The sequence below is a fragment of the Leucobacter sp. GX0328 genome (assembly GCF_053567315.1).
Window position 1 is genome coordinate 524,863 of record NZ_JBSGPC010000001.1, and the last position, 20,470, is coordinate 545,332.

The 20,470-nt window shown below is 68.4% G+C and carries 14 protein-coding genes and 1 other RNA gene; 5 read left to right on the forward strand and 10 right to left on the reverse strand.

The annotated features are described in order from the left end of the window. Positions 1 to 11 precede the first annotated feature (11 nt). A complete protein-coding gene (locus ACUYTF_RS02385; RefSeq protein WP_434140979.1) occupies positions 12 to 1,673 on the forward strand; it encodes a DNA repair helicase XPB in 1,662 nt (553 codons plus the stop codon). A gap of 212 nt (positions 1,674 to 1,885) precedes the next feature. On the opposite strand, the gene ACUYTF_RS02390 is transcribed toward ACUYTF_RS02385, so the two are convergent. The 3 genes from ACUYTF_RS02390 to ACUYTF_RS02400 form a co-directional block, all read right to left on the reverse strand. Next, positions 1,886 to 2,863, reverse strand: coding sequence for a class C sortase (locus ACUYTF_RS02390; protein WP_449279282.1), 978 nt, complete (start codon positions 2,861 to 2,863; stop codon positions 1,886 to 1,888). A gap of 136 nt (positions 2,864 to 2,999) precedes the next feature. Beyond that, positions 3,000 to 4,472, reverse strand: coding sequence for a SpaH/EbpB family LPXTG-anchored major pilin (locus ACUYTF_RS02395; protein WP_449279283.1), 1,473 nt, complete (start codon positions 4,470 to 4,472; stop codon positions 3,000 to 3,002). 138 nt (positions 4,473 to 4,610) lie between these two features. Then, positions 4,611 to 7,265 carry a DUF5979 domain-containing protein gene (locus ACUYTF_RS02400; RefSeq protein ID WP_449279284.1) on the reverse strand — a complete coding sequence of 885 codons (2,655 nt, stop codon included), beginning with the start codon at positions 7,263 to 7,265 and terminating at the stop codon, positions 4,611 to 4,613. A gap of 291 nt (positions 7,266 to 7,556) precedes the next feature. Here ACUYTF_RS02400 and ACUYTF_RS02405 point away from each other — a divergent pair, with 291 nt between their 5' ends. The 3 genes from ACUYTF_RS02405 (at position 7,557) to ACUYTF_RS02415 (ending at position 12,545) form a co-directional block, all read left to right on the forward strand. Further along, a complete protein-coding gene (locus tag ACUYTF_RS02405; protein ID WP_434140975.1) occupies positions 7,557 to 10,154 on the forward strand; it encodes a LuxR C-terminal-related transcriptional regulator in 2,598 nt (865 codons plus the stop codon). A gap of 71 nt (positions 10,155 to 10,225) precedes the next feature. Then, positions 10,226 to 10,927: a response regulator gene (locus ACUYTF_RS02410; protein ID WP_434140974.1), complete on the forward strand. Its 702-nt coding sequence runs from the start codon at positions 10,226 to 10,228 to the stop codon at positions 10,925 to 10,927. Between the two features lie 139 nt (positions 10,928 to 11,066). After that, complete coding sequence (locus ACUYTF_RS02415; protein WP_449279583.1) at positions 11,067 to 12,545, forward strand: sensor histidine kinase; 1,479 nt, start codon at positions 11,067 to 11,069, stop codon at positions 12,543 to 12,545. Between the two features lie 216 nt (positions 12,546 to 12,761). On the opposite strand, the gene ffs is transcribed toward ACUYTF_RS02415, so the two are convergent. The 6 genes from ffs to ACUYTF_RS02445 all read right to left on the reverse strand — a co-directional run bounded on the left by ffs (position 12,762) and on the right by ACUYTF_RS02445 (position 18,927). After that, positions 12,762 to 12,858: signal recognition particle sRNA small type (gene ffs, locus ACUYTF_RS02420), an RNA gene on the reverse strand. A 22-nt stretch (positions 12,859 to 12,880) separates the two neighbouring features. Then, on the reverse strand, positions 12,881 to 14,962 hold the full coding sequence (locus tag ACUYTF_RS02425; protein WP_449279285.1) for an ABC transporter ATP-binding protein: 2,082 nt from the start codon (positions 14,960 to 14,962) through the stop codon (positions 12,881 to 12,883). After that, positions 14,962 to 16,698, reverse strand: a complete 1,737-nt coding sequence (locus ACUYTF_RS02430; RefSeq protein WP_434140970.1) for an ABC transporter transmembrane domain-containing protein — start codon at positions 16,696 to 16,698, stop codon at positions 14,962 to 14,964. The genes ACUYTF_RS02425 and ACUYTF_RS02430 overlap by 1 nt, the downstream gene beginning before the upstream one ends. Positions 16,699 to 16,842: 144 nt before the next feature. Further along, positions 16,843 to 17,226 carry a 50S ribosomal protein L7/L12 gene (gene rplL / locus ACUYTF_RS02435; protein WP_434140968.1) on the reverse strand — a complete coding sequence of 128 codons (384 nt, stop codon included), beginning with the start codon at positions 17,224 to 17,226 and terminating at the stop codon, positions 16,843 to 16,845. 81 nt (positions 17,227 to 17,307) lie between these two features. Beyond that, positions 17,308 to 17,817, reverse strand: a complete 510-nt coding sequence (gene rplJ, locus ACUYTF_RS02440; RefSeq protein WP_434140966.1) for a 50S ribosomal protein L10 — start codon at positions 17,815 to 17,817, stop codon at positions 17,308 to 17,310. Between the two features lie 402 nt (positions 17,818 to 18,219). After that, the gene (locus ACUYTF_RS02445; RefSeq protein WP_434140965.1) at positions 18,220 to 18,927 is read right to left on the reverse strand and encodes a response regulator; all 708 of its coding nucleotides are present in this window, start codon (positions 18,925 to 18,927) and stop codon (positions 18,220 to 18,222) included. Between the two features lie 375 nt (positions 18,928 to 19,302). Between ACUYTF_RS02445 and ACUYTF_RS02450 the strand changes: the two genes are divergently transcribed. Continuing rightward, entirely contained in the window at positions 19,303 to 19,857 is a 555-nt protein-coding gene (locus tag ACUYTF_RS02450; RefSeq protein WP_449279584.1) for a YqaJ viral recombinase family protein, read from the forward strand. Here the strand turns inward: ACUYTF_RS02450 and ACUYTF_RS02455 are convergent. Further along, positions 19,821 to 20,468 (reverse strand): PH domain-containing protein, encoded by a 648-nt coding sequence (locus ACUYTF_RS02455; protein WP_449279286.1) that lies wholly within the window; start codon positions 20,466 to 20,468, stop codon positions 19,821 to 19,823. The two genes, ACUYTF_RS02450 and ACUYTF_RS02455, sit on opposite strands and share 37 nt — an antisense overlap. Positions 20,469 to 20,470: the final 2 nt, after the last annotated feature.

Genomic DNA, 20,470 nt, shown 5'->3' on the forward strand with positions numbered 1-20,470 from the left:
ACTGGATCGCTATGACTCTCGGGCCCCTCATCGTCCAAAGCGACCACACGCTCCTGCTGGAGGTCGCGCACCCGGATGCCGAAGAGGCACGCCACGAGCTCGCGGTCTTCGCCGAGCTCGAGCGCGCACCCGAGCACATCCACACCTACCGCGTCACGCGCCTCGGTCTCTGGAACGCGCGCGCCGCGGGCCACACGGCAGAGGACATCCTCGACACCCTGAACCGCTACGCGAAGTTCCCGGTGCCGAGCGGCGTCGCGAGCGAGATCGCCGACACCATGCGCCGCTACGGCCGTCTCACCATCGAGCGGGCCGGCGCCGACGAGTTCGGCGGCGAGCACGAGGGCGCGCTCGTGCTCCGCAGCGACGAGCCCGCCATTCTGCGCGAGGTGTCGAGCGCGAAGAAGATCGCCCCGCTGCTGGGCAACAGGCTCGACGACCGCACCTTCCCGGTCGAGGCGTGGGCGCGCGGCGAGCTCAAGCAGCAGCTCGTGGCGCGCGGCTGGCCTGCGGAGGATCTCGCGGGCTACACACCCGGCGAGCCCTACGGCATCGAGCTCGTCGAGACCGACGAGTGGCATCTGCGCGACTACCAGGCGAAGGCCGTCGAGGCGTTTCAGCGCGGCGGATCGGGCGTCGTCGTGCTGCCGTGCGGAGCGGGCAAGACGATCGTCGGCGCGGCATCGATGGCGGCGCTCGGCGCGAAATCGCTCATCCTCGTGACGAACGCGGTCTCGGCCCGGCAGTGGCGCGACGAGCTGCTGCGCCGCACGAGCCTCACCGAAGACGAGATCGGCGAGTATTCGGGCCAGGTGAAAGAGGTGAAACCGGTCACGATCGCGACCTACCAGATCCTCACCAGCCGCCGGAAGGGCGAATACGCGCACCTGTCGCTCTTGAACGCCGAGGATTGGGGCGTCATCGTCTACGACGAGGTGCACCTGCTGCCCGCCCCGATCTTCAAGCTGACCGCCGACCTGCAGGCCCGCCGCCGTCTCGGTCTCACCGCGACGCTCGTGCGCGAAGACGGCCGCGAGGGCGATGTCTTCAGCCTCATCGGCCCGAAGCGCTACGACGCGGCGTGGAAGGACATCGAGGCGCAGGGCTTCATCGCGCCCGCCGCCTGCTTCGAGGTGCGCGTCGACCTTCCCGAGAGCGAACGCATGGATTATGCGGTCGCCGAAGACCAGGATCGCTACCGTATCGCGTCGTCGACGACGGTGAAGCAGCAGGTCGCCCAGCGCATCATCGCGAAGCATCCGGGCGAGCAGGTGCTCGTCATCGGCCAGTACATCGACCAGCTCGAGGCGATGTCGGAGGCGCTCGGCGCCCCGCTCATCACGGGGCAGACCCCGGTCGACGAGCGCGAGCGCCTCTTCCAGGCGTTCCGCACCGGTGAGGAGCGCATTCTCGTCGTCTCGAAGGTCGCGAACTTCTCGGTCGACCTGCCAGATGCGTCGGTCGCGATTCAGATCTCGGGGTCGTTCGGCTCGCGCCAGGAGGAGGCGCAGCGCCTCGGGAGGCTGCTGCGCCCGAAGTCGACCGATGTGACGGCCTCGTTCTACACGCTCATCGCGCGCGACACGGTCGACCAGGATTTCGCGCAGAACCGTCAGCGGTTCCTCGCCGAGCAGGGGTATGCGTACACGATCCTCGACACCGATGATCTGTAACAGGGTTCACCGCCGGGCCTGAGACCCTGCAGGTCGCGGCCCGGCGGTGAACGGAGCACTGACCGGATCGCCCTTTCGGCGGCGCGGCACTTGGGGAAACCGCGCGACGACCGTGCATCCGTGTGCTCTCTTCCGCGGCGCGGCTGAGGAAAATGGGGGCCTGAGCCGGCCGGGTTCGATCGGGCGTGACGAAGCGCGCCCGAAGCCTCGAATCATCCGTCCATGATGATGCCGCCCTTCGCGGATGCTGCGGTGCCGGGCTCGGGTCGTGCAGCGCGCGGCCGGCCTGCCTGCCAGACGTAGGCCGACAGCAGGGCGACCGCCGCCAGGGCCCCGACGGCCCACCACGGGAACCCCGGGATGTCGGGCCGGTGCTGGGCGCGCTCGATATCGGCGGCCGGCGTCGGGGTCACGCGCTCCCCTGTGACGATGATGCGCTGCGTGTTCAGGCCGAGCGGGGTGCAGGTGACGAGCGTCACCAGGTCCCGGTCGGCCTGCGCCCGGATCGATTCGGTGTCTTCGGGCTCGATGACCCGTGTCTCGATGACTCGGTAGGTGAGCACCTGATCGAGCACCGACACGGTGAAGGTGTCGCCGGCCTTCGCGTGGTTCAGGTCGGTGAAGAGCCTCGCAGAGGGCAGCCCCCGGTGCGCCGTGAGCACCGACCGGGTACCGATGCCGCCGACCGGGAGCGAGGTGCCCTCGAGGTGGCCGACGCCCGTGCCGAGGGTGTCGTCGCTCGTGCCGTGGTAGATCGGCAGATCGATGTCGAGGGAGTCGTAGCTGAGCCGCCCCATGAAGCCGGTGCCCGAGCTGTTCAGCAGTTCGTCGTAGGCGTCTTCGCCCATCGGCTGATCGCCGTCGCCGACGGGCACGCGCGAGTGCGCCGCGAACAGTGCGCCGCTGGCGAGCGAGTCGTTGTACTCGTGCGCCCGGCCGAGCTGGTCGGCCCGGAACTGCGCGTCGTTGTTCGGCGGCAGGTCGAGCTCGGCCTGCGAGATCTCGATGATGCGCGACTGGTCGAGCTGGGAGAACCAGGCGGCGGTCGACGGGTAGAGGAAGACGCAGAACCCGACGAGCATCACGAGCCCGGTGATGGCCTGCAGCCAGGGGAACCGCCAGGTGCCGGCCGACTGCTGCGGTGGCCGCGCGTCATGATGTTCGCGCGGAGCCAGTGTCGAAAGACTCATCTGCTGCTCCTCTCGGCTACCTCGTGCGCCTGTGCGGGAACGGTCTCGGGTGGCGAATCCTCCGATTCGCCACCCGAGTTCAGCGGGGTGAGCGGCACCCGGGCCGGATGCGACGGCTCACACCGCCGCTACCCGATCAGAGCGACCCCTTGCGGTGTCGACGCGACACCAGCAGCGTTCCGGCGCCGAGCGCGATGATCGCGATGCCGCCGATCGTCATGGCGAGGGTGCCGGTCGAACCGGTGAGCGGCAGCGCCGGGCCCGGCTTCTTGTTGTTCACGACGGTGAAGTTCGCCACGTTGACGGTGCCCGGCTCGATCGAGACGGGGTTCGTGATGGACGTACCGACGGTGTGGCCCGCGGGAATCACGGTCTCATATACGCAGTAGTCCTTGGACGGGTCGGTGAGTTCGCCGGCGTTCGAGTTCGCGACCCACAGGCCGAGCGGCGAGGCCGGGGTCACGCCCGTCCACTGCACGACGCCGTTGTCATCGGAGACGCCGGTGGCGACTGCGCCGCTGCCCGGAGCTTCTGCCGGGCAGCTCGCCCCCATCTCGAAGACCTGGAACTCGGCCCCCTCGAGCCCGCGAGCCGGGGTTGAGTTGTCGTTCTTCTGGATGTTCAGCTGCCCCCAGTAGGTGTGGGGGAAGTCTTCGCCGGGAACGACGGTCCCGTTGAAGCTGCTCTCGTAATCATCGTTCACGATGTGGCCCGACTCCGATACCGTCGTCACCTGGGTGACGAGCGTGATGGTGATGTCGCCGCCCTGGTTCGCGTCGAGCGCGGCGAGGCCGGTCGCACCGAAGCTCCAGGTCGTGGCCCCGGTCACGGTGTAGTCGTCGCCCTCGGTGAGCGTCTCACCGCCCACCTCGATGGTCGAGCTCGTGTAGGCCAGGCCCGCGGGCAGCGTGTCGGTCATCGAAGCGGTCGTGAACGTCTCGTCGTTGTTGAACGTCGGGATCGGCACGGTCAGCGTCCAGGTCACGTTGCTGCCGATGACCAGTGCGTCGGGCCGGTCGGAGATGACTTTGCTCGGAGCCTCGGAGAGCTGGTTCTTCGGGTCGGCGACGACGTCGTAGTTCCAACCGTCGCCGGATGCGCCGTTCGACGTCGGGATCGAGACGTAGAAGTTCGGCACCGGCGACACGATCGGGTGGTCACTGGGGCCGGTCTCCACGACGTAGTAGACGCCGACGCCCAGGTCGAAAATCGCCTGCCCGTCGACCGTCGACTCGACCTGCTGGGTGCCGGTCAAGCAGAGGGGATCGGCGGGCGCGGTCGGCGCGCTGTCGAACAGCTCGGGCAGCCCGTCCCAGTTGTCGGCATCCGTGAGGTCGAGCGCGACGCAGGCTCCCCCGACCGTATGACCGACCTGGGTGACGGTGAACTCCACGCCGTCGAGCAGGTCGGCGGGGTCGGGCGTCGGGGTATGCGCACCCGAGTACTTGTTGATCGTGAGGGTACCGGCCGTCGGCGCGCCCGGCTGGTCGGGCGCCGGCCCGGTGACGGCGTTCGCCGCGGTTCCCATCGCCACTGCCCCGGCGAAGACCAGGGCGAGGGCCCCGATCCCTGCAGCCGTGCGGTGGAGCACTGCACTCTTCCTACTCATGTCGTTCACTCTCTTCTGGATTCGTTCTCTGGCTCCGTCGCTGGAACCGAGCGGTACGGGTACGGGTCGTCTCGGGCGGCCGGGAGAGCGAGCGATACTCGCCTCGGGTCTCGACCGGCCGCGGTTCGCGGGGGAAATCTAGACGACCTCCTCGCGTCGACGGCGCAGCATGAGCACGCCTGCGGTGGCGAGGCCCGCGAGCATCACTCCGCCTCCCGCGAGCGCGTAGAAGTCGCTGCCGAGACCGCCGCTCATGGGCAGTGCGGGGCCAGGGATCGGGAGGTTCACCACGGCGTTGCCATCGAGCCCGGCGATCACGCCTTCGAGCGAGCCTTCGCCGATCGTGAAGGGGTGCGCCGTGGTGTCCGGGATGTAGCCCGCGGGCGCCTTCGTCTCTCTCAGCGTGTAGTCGCCCCAGAGGAGGTTGTCGACGGAGAACTTCCCGACGTCGGTATAGGTGCAGGTCGGCTCGGTCGTCGGTACGGCGCTGCCGGTGCAGGTCTCAGCCGACAACTGCATCGTGGAGAAGCCGGTCGGGCCGGTCAGCTCCCATTCGGAGCCGGCGAGCGCCGCACCGCCGCCGTCGACCTTCGACCACGCCACCGAGCCGAGTACGCGCTCGGTCCGGTTCGTCACGGTGATGGTGGCGAGGCCGCCGCTCGTCGCGATGACCGAGTCGCCGAGGCCCGGCGCCCCGTCCCACTGATAGGAGTGGTCGGTCACGACCGGCCAGTCGGCGCGGGTCTCGGATGTCACCGAGCAGGTCGAGCCGAGCAGCACCGTGTTCGATTCGTTCATCGTCCAGGTCTCGCCGGCCTTGATCGGACCCCAGGTACCGGTGGCGGTCTGCTCGCCCTCGAACGCGCAGGCCCAGCCGCCCGCATACGCGGCATCCGCGTCGGCGGTGCTGCCCTCGGGCACGACCTTGGTCACCTGGAAGCCGCCGTACAGGCGCTTCATCTGGTTCGTCACCGTGATCGAGCTCGGTGTCTGCTCGACGATGGTCACCGGCCCGGTGATCGTGGGGCTGTCCCACGCCCAACTGCCGTTCGGCAGCCCTCCGATCGGTGCATTCTCTGTAGCGGAGCATGTCGCCCCCGGCGGAATGGCCGTCGGTGCCGGGCTTCCCGTCGCCGGGGTCAGCGTCGCGGCGCCGGTGCCGGTGCGCGACCAGGTTCCCGAGGCCACGGTCTGGCTGTTCACCACGCAGGCATAAGTACCGGTGAAGGTCACACCGGAGGCTGCGCCCGCAGGGACCGTGGCGTCGAACGCCTTCACGATCGAGAGCGAGCCGCAGGTCGACGGCGGGGTGAACGGCTGCGGTGCCGCCCAGGTCTGCAATTGCAGGCCGCCGGTCCAGGCGCGAACATATGCAGTCGAACCGAACGTCGGTGGGCACCCCGGGGTGCCGAAGAGCTCGCTCGGAAGCAGGAAATCGAGGGATACCGTGTTCGGGCCGTACGTCGCTGCGTTCAGTATGGTGACGCAGTTGCTCCCGGACCAGCTGGTCGGGTAGTCCGCTTGAGAGGTATACGTGCAGATGATGGCCCGAGTATCTTGCCCTTTGCTGTTCACCCGGATTGCCGTGCCGCCCAGGCTCCGGTCCGGGCGCGGCACCTGGTCCGCAGCTGGCACATTGGCGGGCCCCCAGGATTCTCCGGCAACCGTATATTCGACTACCCAGCCGAACTCACCGTTCACGCCCGTTCGACTCCAGCTCGCGGTATATCGCCAATCCGCACCGTCCGGGTCGACACTGCTGGTGAAATTGTTGATCTCGGCCTGCGGAGAAGGCGGGCCACCGGTAGTCCAAGTGCTCGTCGGATCCGCGTCATCCGATCGACCGTACGAACCCTTCGCCAGCGTACCCGGAGGGGCCGCGAGCAGATTCGCCTCGGGCGCAGCGGTCCGTGCCGCGGGGCCGGCGGGCTCCGCCGGCGTCTCGGCGGCCGGCGGTTCGGCGGCCGGCTCGGGCGTCTCTTCCGCTGCCGGTGCGAGCACCAGCTGGCCGGTTTCACCCGCATCGGCGGCCGAAGCGATCTCGGTCCACGCGGCGTCATCGCCGACCGCGAGCCCCTCGGGGGCCGCGACAGCGCGCACCCGGTACGTCTCGCCCGCGGCGACGTCGTGCACGGCCCCAGGGTCGGAGTCGTCGACGAGCTGCTTCACGAGCATCGCGCCAGGAGCGGGGTCGAGGTCGAGCCCCGCGTATCCGGCCTGTCCGATGTTGTCGAGAGCGGTGAGCGTGAGCGCCCCTGCCCACTGGCTGTCGGCGCCGTCGTCGGCGACGGAGAGGTTCTTCACGCCCTGCATCTGCACTGTCGTTCCGGGGAGCGGTGTACCCGCCGCATCGATGACGGCGAATCGCAGGTACGGCGGAGCGTCGACGGCCGCTGCGGGATCGGCCGGGTCGGTGGCCTGAGCGCTGCCGGCCGCGGGGGGCCCGGCAGGCAGCGTCTCAGGGGCTGGAACGATCGCAGGGTCTGCGGCGGGCTCTGCGACGGCGGGAGGCTCGACCACCGGCGTATCCGCAGCCGGCGCTTCCACGACCGGAGCCTCGACCACGGGCGCTTCGACCACGGGGGCCTCGACGACCGGAGCCTCGGCGGCGACGGACTGTTCGACGACCGGCGCCTCCGCCGGAGCGGTTTCCTCGGCCAGCGACGGGCTGGCGATACCCATCACCGCGAGCGACGCGACCGCGACGCCCGCGATCGCCGCCAGCGGCTTCGAGCGCGACCACCGCCTCGCACTGTGCGCACGACGGCGCGCCGATCCCTGCTCTGAGTTCACCAGTCGACGCCCCATTACGTCCTCGCCCCCAACGAATTCGAGGGTGCCCTCCCGCACCGGGGAGACGCATCCGTGTATGCATACGAACGCTAAAGAAACTCACAGCTTTCGGGATCCGGGAGAAATACGTATCTTGACAGGATTCGAATAGCGAACGCCTCAGTGCAACCAATGCGCGACCAATACGCCCGCGAAGACGCACGTGCGCGCCACCGGGCCCTCTTCGGAGATTTCTGTGCTTAACTGGGCAGCCATTCGCAGCATAGGGGGGAGCGGGACTGAGGGGGTCTTGTGCCTATCGAGCAACCGTCGGAAGCACCGAACAGCGCGAGCTCTCGGCTGCCTGCAACGACGTCGCCCCTGACATCCGAGCTGCCGAACGGCCCGCTCGAGGCTCGCATCAGCCACATCGCCGACCTGCTCGCCCCGGAGGGCGTCTGCGTCGTACTCGTCGGCGCGCCCGGCAGCGGCAAGGCGTACATCGCCCAGGCCGCCGCCCAGCACTTCGAGAAGGCGATCAGCACCCGTCTCGAGTACGTGCTCATCGGCGCGACCGAAGATCCCATCCGACCCGGCGGAGCCGGCTTCACGGGGGTGCACGACGAACTCGAAGCACTGCTCGAGCGGTTCGAGCACCCGACCGGCGAGACCGGCATGCTCGCGATCGCCCTCAACATCGACCAGTACGACTACGAGAGCACGGTGCTGCTCGAGGGGCTCGCACGCGCACGACGGGTCAGGCTCATCTGCACGGCGCGGCGCATCGCCGGCGCCGCCGACCGGCTGGCGCGCAACCCCGAGGTGATCCAGCAGGCAGTCGCCCCGCTCACGCTCAAGGAGTCGCGGGCGCTGCTCATGCAGATCTTCGAGGTCCATGCGATCGCCCCCGACCTCCTGCGCCGCTGGCACGCGGCGACGAACGGCAACCAGCACGCCCTCATCACGCTCGCCGTCTCGGCTGAGCGCCGCGGTGCGGTGCAGCGGGCACGGCGCACGGCCTGGGTGCGGCCGGAGGACGACATCGCCCCGACCGATTTCATCGACCAGCTCGGCGCGCTCACCCCGATCGAGCGCGAGACCCTCGACTTCGTGGCGTATGCGAGCCCGGTGCACGAACCGGCGCTCTTCCGGCTGCTCGACTCGGCGACGGTCAACGCACTGCTCTCCCGCCACATCCTCACGGTGCACAGCGACGCGGCCGGACAGACATCGCTGCGGACCGAGATCCCGATCGTGGGCAACGCCCTGCGCGCGGGACTGTCGCCGCTACAGCGCGTCGCGATCGCCTCCCAATGCTTCGAGGCTCTGAATCAAGACCCGGCGGCCGCGCCGTTCGCCGACGGCACCTATCTGCGTCTCGTGAAGTTCGGCACCGACAGCGGCCGCCCGCTGCCCGTCGACCTGCTGTGGCATGCGCTGCGGCAGTCGGCGCGGCACGGCGACCTGCCCTTCACGCTCACGCTGGCGCTCGCCGCGATGACGCATCCCGAGGCGCGACCGTCGGCCGAGGCCATCATGCGGGCGACGAACCTCGCCTACTTCCTCGGCGACCGAGACGCCCTCGTCGACGCGGTCGAGGCGCTCAACGCCTTCATCGCCGATGACGACCGCTTCTCGCAGGTCCCGTTCGATACGCAGGCCGGGCTCATCGTCATGTCGGTGCGCTGCCACCCGACGTACCAGAGCGATCCCGCCGCTGCAGCCGAGCACTACGACATGTGGGCGGAGCGGTGGCGTGCGCAGGGCTTCGACCCGCAGTACGTCGTCCAGTCGGCCAAGATCCGCTCGCTCACCTTCGCCGGCAGGCTGCGCGAGGCGTTCGAACTCTGCGCGCCGACCCCTGGCGACCACACCCTCGGCAGCGACCGGCACGCCATCTCGGCCCATGCGTTCGAAGCCCTGCTGCGCGTGCAGCGCGGCGAGTTCCGCTCCGCGATCGCGCTCGCCGAGAACGCGCGCCAGATCATGCTGCTGAACGACCCCGAGCCCAGTACGTCGGGCGACGTCGAGAGCTTCGCGTACTTCCTCGCCCACTGGGCGCGGGGCACGATGCAGTCGACCGACCTCGCGCTGCGCGAGTACGCGACACCCCGCGATGACGTGCGCGCCCTGCGAACGCTCACGCGCACCGTCGAGCTGTCGATCACGCTCTTCGCCGCGCAGGAGGGCCGGTGGGTCGAGGCCGCAGAGCTCATCGGCCCCATCCTCGAGCAGCTGGAGACCGACGACCCGATGCGTCTCGCATCGCTCGCGCACGCGATCGCGGCGCTCACGTATGCGACGCTCGGCGAGCATCAGAAGGCGCAGCGATCGCTGCGCCTCGCCGCCACCCCGGCGCCCGGTCTCTCGCGCACACTGTTCGGCTTCGTCGGCATCCTCTCGCTGCGTGCCCGGCACTGGCTGCGCGACCCGTCCATCAGGAGCCACGCGACCGCGCTCACCGATTGGGCCGCGGAGCAGGACCTGCCGCTCATCGAGCTCGAGGCGATCGACATCTTCGCGCACGAGGCGGGCCCGGCGGCGCAGCGCTACCTGGCGCGCGCCGAAGCGCTCGCCGCGCGCATCGACCAGCCCATCGGCGAGGTGCTGCTCACCCACATCCGCACGCTCGTGGGCAGCAGCTCGAACGACCTCATTCCCGAGGAGCGCCTGCTCTCGGAGCTCGGGGTCTGGCTGCCGCTGCCGCCCGCGGGGTCGCTGACGAGCCGCGAGCGCGAGATCGCGCTGTTCACGGCCCTCGGCTACCCGTCGAAGCAGGTCGCCGAGCGCCTGCACCTGTCGCCGCGCACGGTCGAGACCCACCTCGCCCACGTCTACGCGAAGCTCGCGATCGGCAATCGCGAGGAGCTGCGCAGCTGGTTCGCGCGCTCGCGCGAGCACGGCGCCTGAGCGATCGCGCCATCGCGCACGACCGCATCCACTGTCAGCGACTTCATAGCAAATATTCAGAGACTGGAGTCATGACTACTCAGCACAAGGGACCCCGGATTCTCATCGTCGACGACGAGCCCAGCATCCGCGAGCTGCTCAGCACGAGCCTCCGATTTGCTGGATTCGGCGTGCGGGCCGTCGCCAACGGCGCGCAGACGATCTCGGCCGTTCTCGAAGAAGAACCCGACCTCATCGTTCTCGACGTGATGCTGCCCGACATGAACGGGTTCAGCGTCACCAAGCGCCTCCGGTCGGCCGGCTACACGGCCCCCATCATCTTCCTCACCGCGAAGGACGAGACCGAGGACAAGGTCGAGGGCCTCACCGTCGGCGGCGACGACTACGTCACGAAGCCGTTCAGCCTCGATGAGATCATCGCCCGCATCAAAGCGGTGCTGCGCCGCACCATCCAGGAGGACGAGGATTCGGTGCTCAGCATCGGTCCCATCACCATGGATCAGGACACGCACGAGGTGTCCGTCTCGGGCGCCGCGGTCGAGCTCTCCCCCACCGAGTTCAAGCTGCTGCGCTACCTCATGCAGAACGCGAACCGCGTGCTGTCGAAGGCGCAGATCCTCGACCACGTCTGGGAGTACGACTTCAACGGCGACGCCGGCATCGTCGAGTCGTACATCTCGTACCTGCGCCGCAAGCTCGATCCGCTGACCGAAGAGTCGCTGATCCAGACGAAGCGCGGCTTCGGCTACATGCTCAAGACCGAATCGAAGTAGGGTGTCTCGGGCAGGGGCATCGGCTGCGGGGCAGCAGGGGGCCGGGCCGGCATCCGGCCAGGGATCGCCGACGACCCCCTCGCCCGCCCCGCCCCGCAGGCATCAGCGCGCGCGCAACTGGAGCGACCGCTGGAACGACATCTCGCTGCGCGCGAAGATCACCGGCGTCACCGTCTTCATCCTCTTCCTCGGGCTGATCGTCGCGGGCGTCGGCACGCTGTCGGTGCTGCACCCGATGCTGAGCGCCAACCAGGCGAACCGCCTCGTGCAGCTGCGCACCGACCCGACGAACGCACTCGCCCGCGGTGCGAACACGAACGCGCTCGAGCGCGCCGACGTGCTCTACGCGAACCAGCAGTACTACGTCGGCCTGTTGAACACCGACGGCGATCTGCAGTACGACAACACGCTCGGCAGCGACGCTGCGGTGCCCCAGGTGCAGGGCCTCTCGATGGACCGGGTGCTCAGTCTCGACGACGCCGTCTTCGCCCTGCACAGCGCGCAGGGCGTCGAGTGGCGCGCCGTCGTCAGGCCCATCGCAGGCCCCGACGGCCAGCCGAGCGGCACCCTGCTCATCGCCGAATCGACCGCGGGCATCAACCAGATCATCGCGAACTACGTCACCGTGTTCACGGGCTTCGGCATCGCCGTCATCCTGCTCGGCGCGGCCCTCACGCGCCTGCTCATCACGACGACGCTGCTGCCGCTCGCCGAGGTCGAGAAGACGGCCCTCGAGATCTCCCGCGGCGACTACTCGAAGCGCATCATGGTGCCGAGCACGCACACCGAGGTCGGGCACCTCGGCGAATCGCTCAACGTCATGCTCGACCGGCTCGACGGGTCGCTCGAAGACCGGGCGCGCACCATCGAGCAGATGCGCCGCTTCATCGGCGACGCGAGCCACGAGCTGCGCACTCCCCTCGTGTCGGTGCGCGGCTACGCCGAGCTGTACCGCATGGGCGCGCTGCAAGACGACGAACACATCGGCCAGGCCATGGAGCGCATCGAGAAGGAGGCGATCCGCATGACCTCGCTCGTCGAGGATCTGCTCGCGCTCGCCCGCCTCGACGAGGGCCGCGCCCTCGAACGCACCGCCCTCGATCTGAACCGGCTCGCGCAGGACGCGGCGCTCGACGCCCGCGCGCAGGCGCCGGGACGCGAGGTCGCGGTGTCGCTCGATGACGCGTCGCCCGCCGTGCTCGGCGACGAGCACAAGGTGCGCCAGCTCATGACCAACCTCATCGGCAATGCCATGCGGCACACCGAGGAGGGCTCGCCGATCGAGATCGCCGTGTCGTCCGTGCCCGCCGACCCGGCCGACCCGGAAGCGACGGCCCCCGCCCCTCCGATGGCGCGCTTCGAGATCGTCGACCACGGCGAGGGCGTGCCCGAGCAGATCCGCGAGAAGATCTTCAACCGCTTCTGGCGCGCCGACAACTCGCGCAACCGCGAGACGGGCGGGTCGGGCCTCGGCCTCGCCATCGTGAAGTCGATCGTCGATGCCCACCACGGCACGGTCAGCGTGCACGAGACGCCTGGTGGCGGCGCGACGTTCCGCGTCGACCTGCCGGCGGCGGCAGCCTCGACCGAAACAGGCGTCATCGGTACCGGCGTATAGCTGACGCACCAGCGTATAGACGAGATACCGTGCTTCAGGTGCACGCTCGTTCGCGAGCTCTACGCTCGTTCAGCAGATGCGGGGCGGGTGGCGAGCAGGTGTACAGCGGTGGGGAGTCCCGCATTTGCGCTGCAAATGCAAGACTCCCCTGCCCCTCGCTACGCTCCGTGGGCCCGCCGTGTGCGGCGGGTGGTGAGTCCCGCATTTGCGCTGCAAATGCAAGACTCCCCACGTACCCGCTAGAGCACAGGTACCCTTGCTTCGTTTCCGACCTGGGGGAGTTCCCTGAGATAGCGCCACGTGGGGAGCCGTACCAGCTTAGCCGATGAGCGCGATTACTCCGAACCGGGGGCGCCGGCGGGCGGTTCGGGCGCCTCCCCGACAACTGGGACCGCGCCCGTCGCCGCCGCGGCCTCCGCGAACTGCGCCTCCGCCTGCTCCTCGGCGTCCTTACCCGCGAACTGCGCCTGGTAGAGGGCGAAGTACGCGCCCTTACGTGCCAGCAGCTCGTCGTGCGAGCCCTGCTCGACGATGCGCCCGCTCTCCATCATGAGGATCATGTCGGCATCGCGGATCGTCGAGAGACGGTGCGCGATCACGAACGACGTGCGGTCGGCGCGCAACGCGCGCATCGCCTGCTGCACGAGCACCTCGGTGCGCGTATCGACCGACGAGGTCGCCTCGTCGAGGATGAGCAGCGACGGGTTCGCGATGAACGCGCGGGCGATGGTGAGCAGCTGGCGTTCGCCGGCCGACAGCGACGAGGCGTTCTCCTCGATGACGGTGTCGTAGCCGTCGGGCAGCTGACGCACGAAGCGGTCGACCATCGTCGCCTGCGCCGCCGCGACGATCTCATCATCGCTCGCGTCGAGCCGACCGTAGCGGATGTTCTCGCGGATGGTCCCGTCGAACAGCCACGCATCCTGCAGCACCATGCCGACGTGGCCGCGCAGCTCGGCGCGCGACAGCTGCGTGATATCGACGCCGTCGAGCAAGATGCGACCGCGGTTCAGCTCGTAGAACCGCATGATGAGGTTCACGAGCGTCGTCTTGCCGGCGCCCGTCGGGCCGACGATCGCGACGGTGTGCCCCGGGTCGGCCTCGAGCGACAGGTCCTCGATGAGCGTGGTCTCCGGGTCGTAGCTGAAGTGCACGTTCTCGAACTCGACCCGGCCCTCCGTGCGCTCGGGCAGCGAGGCGTTCGCCGTGTCGGGCTCCTGCTCCTCGGCATCGAGCAGTTCGAACGAGCGCTCGGCCGAGGCGACGCCCGACTGCAGCATGTTCGCCATGCCCGCCATCTGGCCGATCGGCTGCGAGAACTCGCGCGAGTACTGGATGAACGCGGTGACATCGCCCAGCGTCATCTGCCCGGCGGTCACCCTCAGGGCGCCGACGACGGCGATGAGCACGTAGCTCAGGTACTGCACGAACTGCATCGCCGGCATAATGGTGCCCGACAGCGCCTGCGCTTTGAAGGTCGCCTGGAAGAGCTCCTCGTTGCGGCGGTCGAACTCCTCGGTCATCTCGGCATCGCGGTTGAAGATGCGCACCAGCTCGTGACCGGTGAACGACTCCTCGATGTGGCCGTTCAGGTCGCCGGTGTGCTTCCACTGCGCCACGAAGAGCTTCTGCGCGCGCACGCCGACGACTCCGGCGATGATGCCCGACAGCGGCAGCGCGATGAGCGCGATCAGCGCGAGCTGCCACGACACGGCGAACATCATGATCGCGATGCCGATGACGGTGAGCGCCGACTGCACGAGCTGCGAGAGCGCCTGCTGCAGCGCCTGCTGGATGTTGTCGACGTCGTTGGTTACGCGCGAGAGCACGTCGCCGCGCTGGCGGCTGTCGAAGTAGCTGAGCGGCAACCGGTTGATCTTGGCCTCGATGTCGGCGCGCAGACGGTAGACGACGCGCATGACGAGCTTGTTGAGGATGTACCCGTTCCACCACATCAGGAACGAGGCGACCAGGTAGAGCGCGAGCACGATCAGGATGAGGCGCGCGAGAGTCTCGAAGTCGATGCCCTCGCCGGGCACGACGTTCGCGCCCGAGAGCATGTCGGCGAACTGGCCCTTGCCCTCGGCGCGGGCGCCCTCGATGATCTGCTCGATCGGCACGCCCTTCGGCAGATTCTTGCCGATGATGCCGTCGAAGATGACGTCCATCGCCTGACCGAGCACCTTCGGGGCGATCACGGTCAGTACGACCGAGGCCACCACCAGCACCACGACGAAGGCGAACAACCATTTCTCGGGCGCGAGCAGGCCGACGAGGCGCTTCGCCGACGGCCAGAAGTGCTTGGCCTTCTTCGCGGGCGCGCCGCCGAACATGTCGTCGCCGTCGGGCTGGTAGTCGTCGGGCAGCTCGAACTCCTCGGTCGGAGCCGAGTTCTTCGCGTTTTTCTTACGGGCCATCAGGCTGCACCTGCCTCTTCGAGCTGCGAGCGCACGATCTCGCCGTAGACTTCGCTGCTCTCGAGCAGCTCTTGGTGGGTGCCGCGGGCGACGATCTCGCCGCCCTCGACGACGAGGATCTGGTCGGCCGCGGTAATGGTCGAGACGCGCTGCGCGACGATAATGGTCGTGGCGCCGGCGGTCGCATCGGGCAGCGCCTCGCGCAGGCGGGCGTCGGTCGCGACGTCGAGCGCCGAGAACGAGTCGTCGAAGAGGTAGACCCGCGGCCGCGCGACGAGCGTGCGCGCGATCGAGAGCCGCTGGCGCTGACCGCCCGAGACGCTCGTGCCGCCCTGCGACACCGGCGCCTCGAGCTGGAGCTCCTTCTCGCGCACGAAGTCGGCGCCCTGGGCGACGCGCAGCGCCTCCCACAGCTCCTCGTCGCTCGCGTCGCTGCGGCCGAAGCGCAGGTTCGAAGCGATGGTGCCCGAGAACAGGTACGGCTGCTGCGGCACGAGGTTCGCGGTCGCCGCGAGCTGCTCGCGGGTCAGCTGCGACACCGGCGAGCCGTCGATGGTGATGCCGCCCTGCTGCGGGTCGTAGAGCCGCAGCAGCAGGCCGAGCAGCACGGTCTTGCCGGCGCCGGTCGAACCGATGATCGCGGTCGTCTTGCCGGGCTCGGCGACGAAGCTCACGTTCTTGATCACGGGCTCCTCGGCGCCCGGGAACCCGAAGGTGACGCCGTCGAACTCGACGCGGCCCGCCTCGGGGGTCGCGACGACCGGCTGCGCGGGGAACTGCTGCGACGACTCGGTGTCGAGCAGCTCGCGGATGCGCTCGGCGCACACGACGGCACGCGGGATCATCATCGTCATGAAGACGCCCATCATGACCGCCATGAGGATCTGCAGCAGGTACTGCAGGAAGGCGGTCAGCGAGCCGACCTCGATCTGCCCTGCCTCGACGCGGTGCCCGCCGAACCACAGCACGGCGGCCGTTGCGATGTGCAGCACCATCATGATGACGGGGAACATGAGCACGAAGATGTTGCCGACCTTCACCGATACGTCGGTGATCTCGCGGTTCGCGAGACCGTAGCGTTCGGCTTCGAAGCGCTCGCGCACGAAAGCGCGCACGACGCGGATGCCCATGATCTGCTCGCGGAGCACCCCGTTGATGGCGTCGACCTTGCTCTGCATGACGCGGAACAGGGGCAGCAGCAGCCAGACGAGGAAGCTCACGATCACGGCGAGCACCGCGACCGAGACCCACACGAGCCATGACATGCCCGCGTCCTCCTGCAGCGCCATGATGATGCCGCCGATCGCCATGATCGGGGCCGAGATCATGAAGTTGAAGGTCATGAGCACGAGCATCTGGATCTGCTGCACGTCGTTCGTGCCGCGGGTGATGAGCGTGCCGGCGCCGAACTTGGTCGCCTCGAGCGTCGAGAGCGAGTCGACCTTGCGGTAGACCTCTCGGCGCAGATCCCTGCCGATGCCCATCGATGCACGGGCACCGCAGTACACGGCGAGCACGGCCGAGACGACCTGGCCGAGCGAGACGAGCAGCATGAAGCCGCCCGTGCGCCAGATGAAGCCGGTGTCACCGAGCGCGATGCCCTTGTCGATGATGTCGGCGTTCATGCTGGGCAGCGTCAACGCGGCGATGGTCGCGAGCAACTGCAGTACGATCACCGCGGCGATGTAGCCGGGGTAGCGGCGCGCATGCCGCAGAGTCAAAGTGATGAGGGCCACGCGGGCTCCTTTCCTCAAGCCGGAAAACTGTAGCAGATCGGGCGGGCCTGCGCGAGCCCCGAGCCGACGACCCCGGAGAACACCAGGGGCGGAGCCACCCGAAGGTGACCCCGCCCCTGAGAATTCGCGAAACGCGAAGAGAACTTAGACGAGCTTGACGCCCGCGCCCGCCTCTTCGAGCTTGGCCTTGGCGGCCTCAGCGTCGTCCTTGTTCGCGCCCTCGAGCACGTTCTTGGGGGCTTCCTCGACGAGAGCCTTCGCCTCGCCCAGGCCGAGACCGGTCAGCTCGCGCACAGCCTTGATGACCTGGATCTTCTTGTCGCCGACGGTGTCGAGGACGACGTCGAACTCGTCCTTCTCCTCGGCAGCAGCGGCCTCGCCGCCGGCAGCCGGAGCAGCAGCAACTGCGACGGGAGCAGCAGCCGAGACGTCGAAGGTCTCCTCGAATGCCTTGACGAACTCCGAGAGCTCGATGAGGGTGAGCTCCTTGAACTGCTCGAGCAGCTCTTCAGTCGAAAGCTTAGCCATGATGTATCTCCTTGATGTATGCCTGTCGGCCAGCGGCCGTCAGGCGGGTCCTATTGTGTGCGGATCGGCGAAAGCCGAGCCTTACGCGTCCTGCTTCTCCTGCAGCGCGCCGAAGCCGCGAGCGGCCTTGGCGGGCAGGGCGGCGAACAGCTGTGCAGCGCCGACCAGAGCAGCCTGCATTGCGCCTGCGGCCTTGGCCAGCAGCACCTCGCGGCTCTCGAGATCGGCAAGCTTGCCTACCTCTGCAGCGGTCAGGGCGTTGCCATCGAAGTAGCCCGCCTTCACCACCAGAAGAGGGTTTGCCTTGGCGAAGTCACGCAGAGCCTTGGCGACCGCGACGGTGTCACCGTGCACGAAGGCGAGAGCCGAAGGGCCGGCGAGCTCGTCATCGAATGCGGTGATCCCGGCGTTGTTGGCCGCAATCTTGGTCAGCGTGTTCTTCGCCACAGCGTACGTCGCGTGCTCGCGGATGCTGTTGCGGAGATCCCGCAGCTGAGCAACCGTGAGACCGCGGTACTCAGTCAGCAGAACGGCGCTCGACTCTTCAAACTTCTTCTGAAGATCGGCAACCGTAGCGTCCTTCGTAGCCATGGCGCTCCCTATGTTGTCGTACCCGCGCGACGGATGCCGCTCGGGGGCCGTGCCGCTCGGAGCGAGTCTCGAAAACGAGAAAAGCTCCGGCGCGCACGCACGGAGCTTCGTTCGAGATAGGGATCGGAATCCGCACTCAAGGAAATTCGTACCTGCGCTGGTCTTCGTCGAAGCGCTTCCACTGCGACGAACGTTCCGGGATCCTTGCGGACCCTACCGGCGGTCTTGGGCCGTCGATAACTGTACCACAGGGACCCCGGAGCGCTCAAGCGCGGGCGCGCCACCTCAAGCCACGGGCTTGAGCATGTAGCCCGCGCCCGGCACGTCGCTTCGCTCCATGCTCCCTGGGCTGCCGCCGTGGGCGGCACCGCGGGCTGCGCGGAAGCGATGCTTCCGCGATCCTCAAGCCACGGGCTTGAGCATGTAGCCCGCGCCCCTCACCGTGTGGAGCATCGGCTCGCGGTCGACGTCGATCTTCTTGCGCAGGTAGGACACGTAGAGCTCGACGACGGTCGATTTGCCCGAGAAGTCGTAGGCCCATACGCGGTCGAGGATCTGCGCCTTCGAGAGCACGCGCCCCGGGTTGCGCATGAGGTAGCGCAGCAGTTCGTACTCGGTGTTCGTCACGGTGATCTGCTCGCCGTCGCGCTCGACCTCGTAGCTGTCCTCGTTGAGAGTGAGGCCGCCGACGCGCAGCACCGGGTCGGGCTGCAGCGCCGCCGTCATGCGCGAACGGCGCACGAGGCCGCGCAGGCGCGCAGTCAGCTCTTCGAGGCTGAAGGGCTTCACGACGTAGTCGTCGCCGCCGGCGGTCAGCCCCTTGACCCGATCCTCGACCGAATCGAGTGCGGTCAGGAACAGCACGGGGAAGACCGCGCCTTCGCTGCGCACGCGCGACAGCAGCTGCATCCCGTCCATGTCGGGGAGCATGATGTCGAACACGGCGACGTCGGGCGCGTCTTCGCGGATGCGCTCGAGGGCCTCGGCCCCGCTCGATGCGGTCTCGACGCTCCAGCCCTCGTAGAGGAGGGCCATGGAGACGAGCTGGGTGATCGACTCCTCATCATCGACGATGAGCGCACGCCCCCGCTCCTGGTCTCCTCGCACCATATCTTGCTCCCTCATGTAGGCCCCCACTGTCATTGCAGGTGAAACATTTCCGCTTCACCAGTGCGATCTATCGATTGGACTCGATAACGGCCAACCAAATCATTAATGGTCGCTACTTCACCATACTCGCGCATGCAGTGCGGATTCCGGGAATTCCTGTGCCGCAACCGGCATTACTGTGCGAGCTCTCAGTTTTACAGGCGTAAGAAAAACGAGAGCGAACCGTAACCTACGGCTGTTGCGCTGTCCATAGACAACGCGGTACTGGTAAAGATTGGCTCGAAACCGCGAAACGTGGTCTGCGGCACCGGCCGCTCCGCGCCGGCGTGCGAGACTGGAGAGGTGCACACGACCGTTCCCGCCCATCTGAGCCGAATGGTGACCGACGGCAGCGATCGCAATGCATGGTTCACCGCCCGTTCGCGCGGCATCACCGCGACCGACGTCGCCAAGCTCTCGACCCCCCGTTCGATCGAGGCCGCGGCGCAGGCGAAGCTGTACGGCAGCCGGTTCACGGGCAACGCCTACACCGAGCACGGCAAGGCCCGCGAACCGGTCATCGCGGCGTGGGTGCAGCAGGAGCACGGCATCGCCCCGAGCCAGGCGCTCTTCCACGCCGAGCTCGACCGCCGGCATCTCGCGACCCCCGACGGGGTGGTGCTGCGCGGCGACGGCCGCGTCGAGCTCGCCGAGATCAAGACGACGAACAAGGAGTGGCGCACCATCCCCCGCCACTACCTGCGGCAGGTCTGGTGGCAGCAGTACGTGCTCGGGGCCGAGCGCACGCTCATGGTGTGGGAGCGGCACGAGAACTTCGTTCCGGTCGGCGACCCGCAGTTCACCTGGGTCGACCGCGACGAGTCCGAGATCGAGCGCCTCGTGAACCTGGCGTCTCAGCTCATCGACGTGCTCATCGACCGCACGACCTGACCGTTCACGAACATGCCGGTCGAGTGCTCGTAGCCGCGCTCGACGAGCTCTTGCAGCGCGTCGTTCACGAGGGCCGCGCCCGGCACGTCGTGCATCGTGGTGCGCTCGGAGCCGACGTAGAGATCGATGTGGCCCGAGCCGAACACGCGCTGCACGGGGCCCCGGCGGGTGCGCACCTCGCGCACGCGCGAGAACGGCAGCTCTGCGCGGTGCCGCACGAAGACTCCGTGGCGGAAGATGACGCGGCGGTTCGTGACCGTGATGCGCCGCGTCGACCAGGCGAGCACGGGCGCGATGCCGAGGACGAGGGCGAGCGCGACCGCACCGCCGGCGGCCGCGAGGTTCTTCCACCCCTCGGCGAACGAGCCGACCCAGTAGCCGGCGGCACCCGCGATCGCGATGAGCGCGACCACGGGCAGCACGAGCACGCGGCCGTGGCGGCGCATGCGCAGCACGACCGATTCGGGCTCCAGCGGTTCGAAGGGCGCCGCCCCCGGGTGCCGCGGCGTCGCCCCCGTCGCCGAACCCGGAAGCGCGCCGGTCACCGTGCCGGGGAGCGCGGTGGTCGCCGCGCTCCCGAGCAGGGCGTCGAAGTCTGAGCGGTGCGGCATGA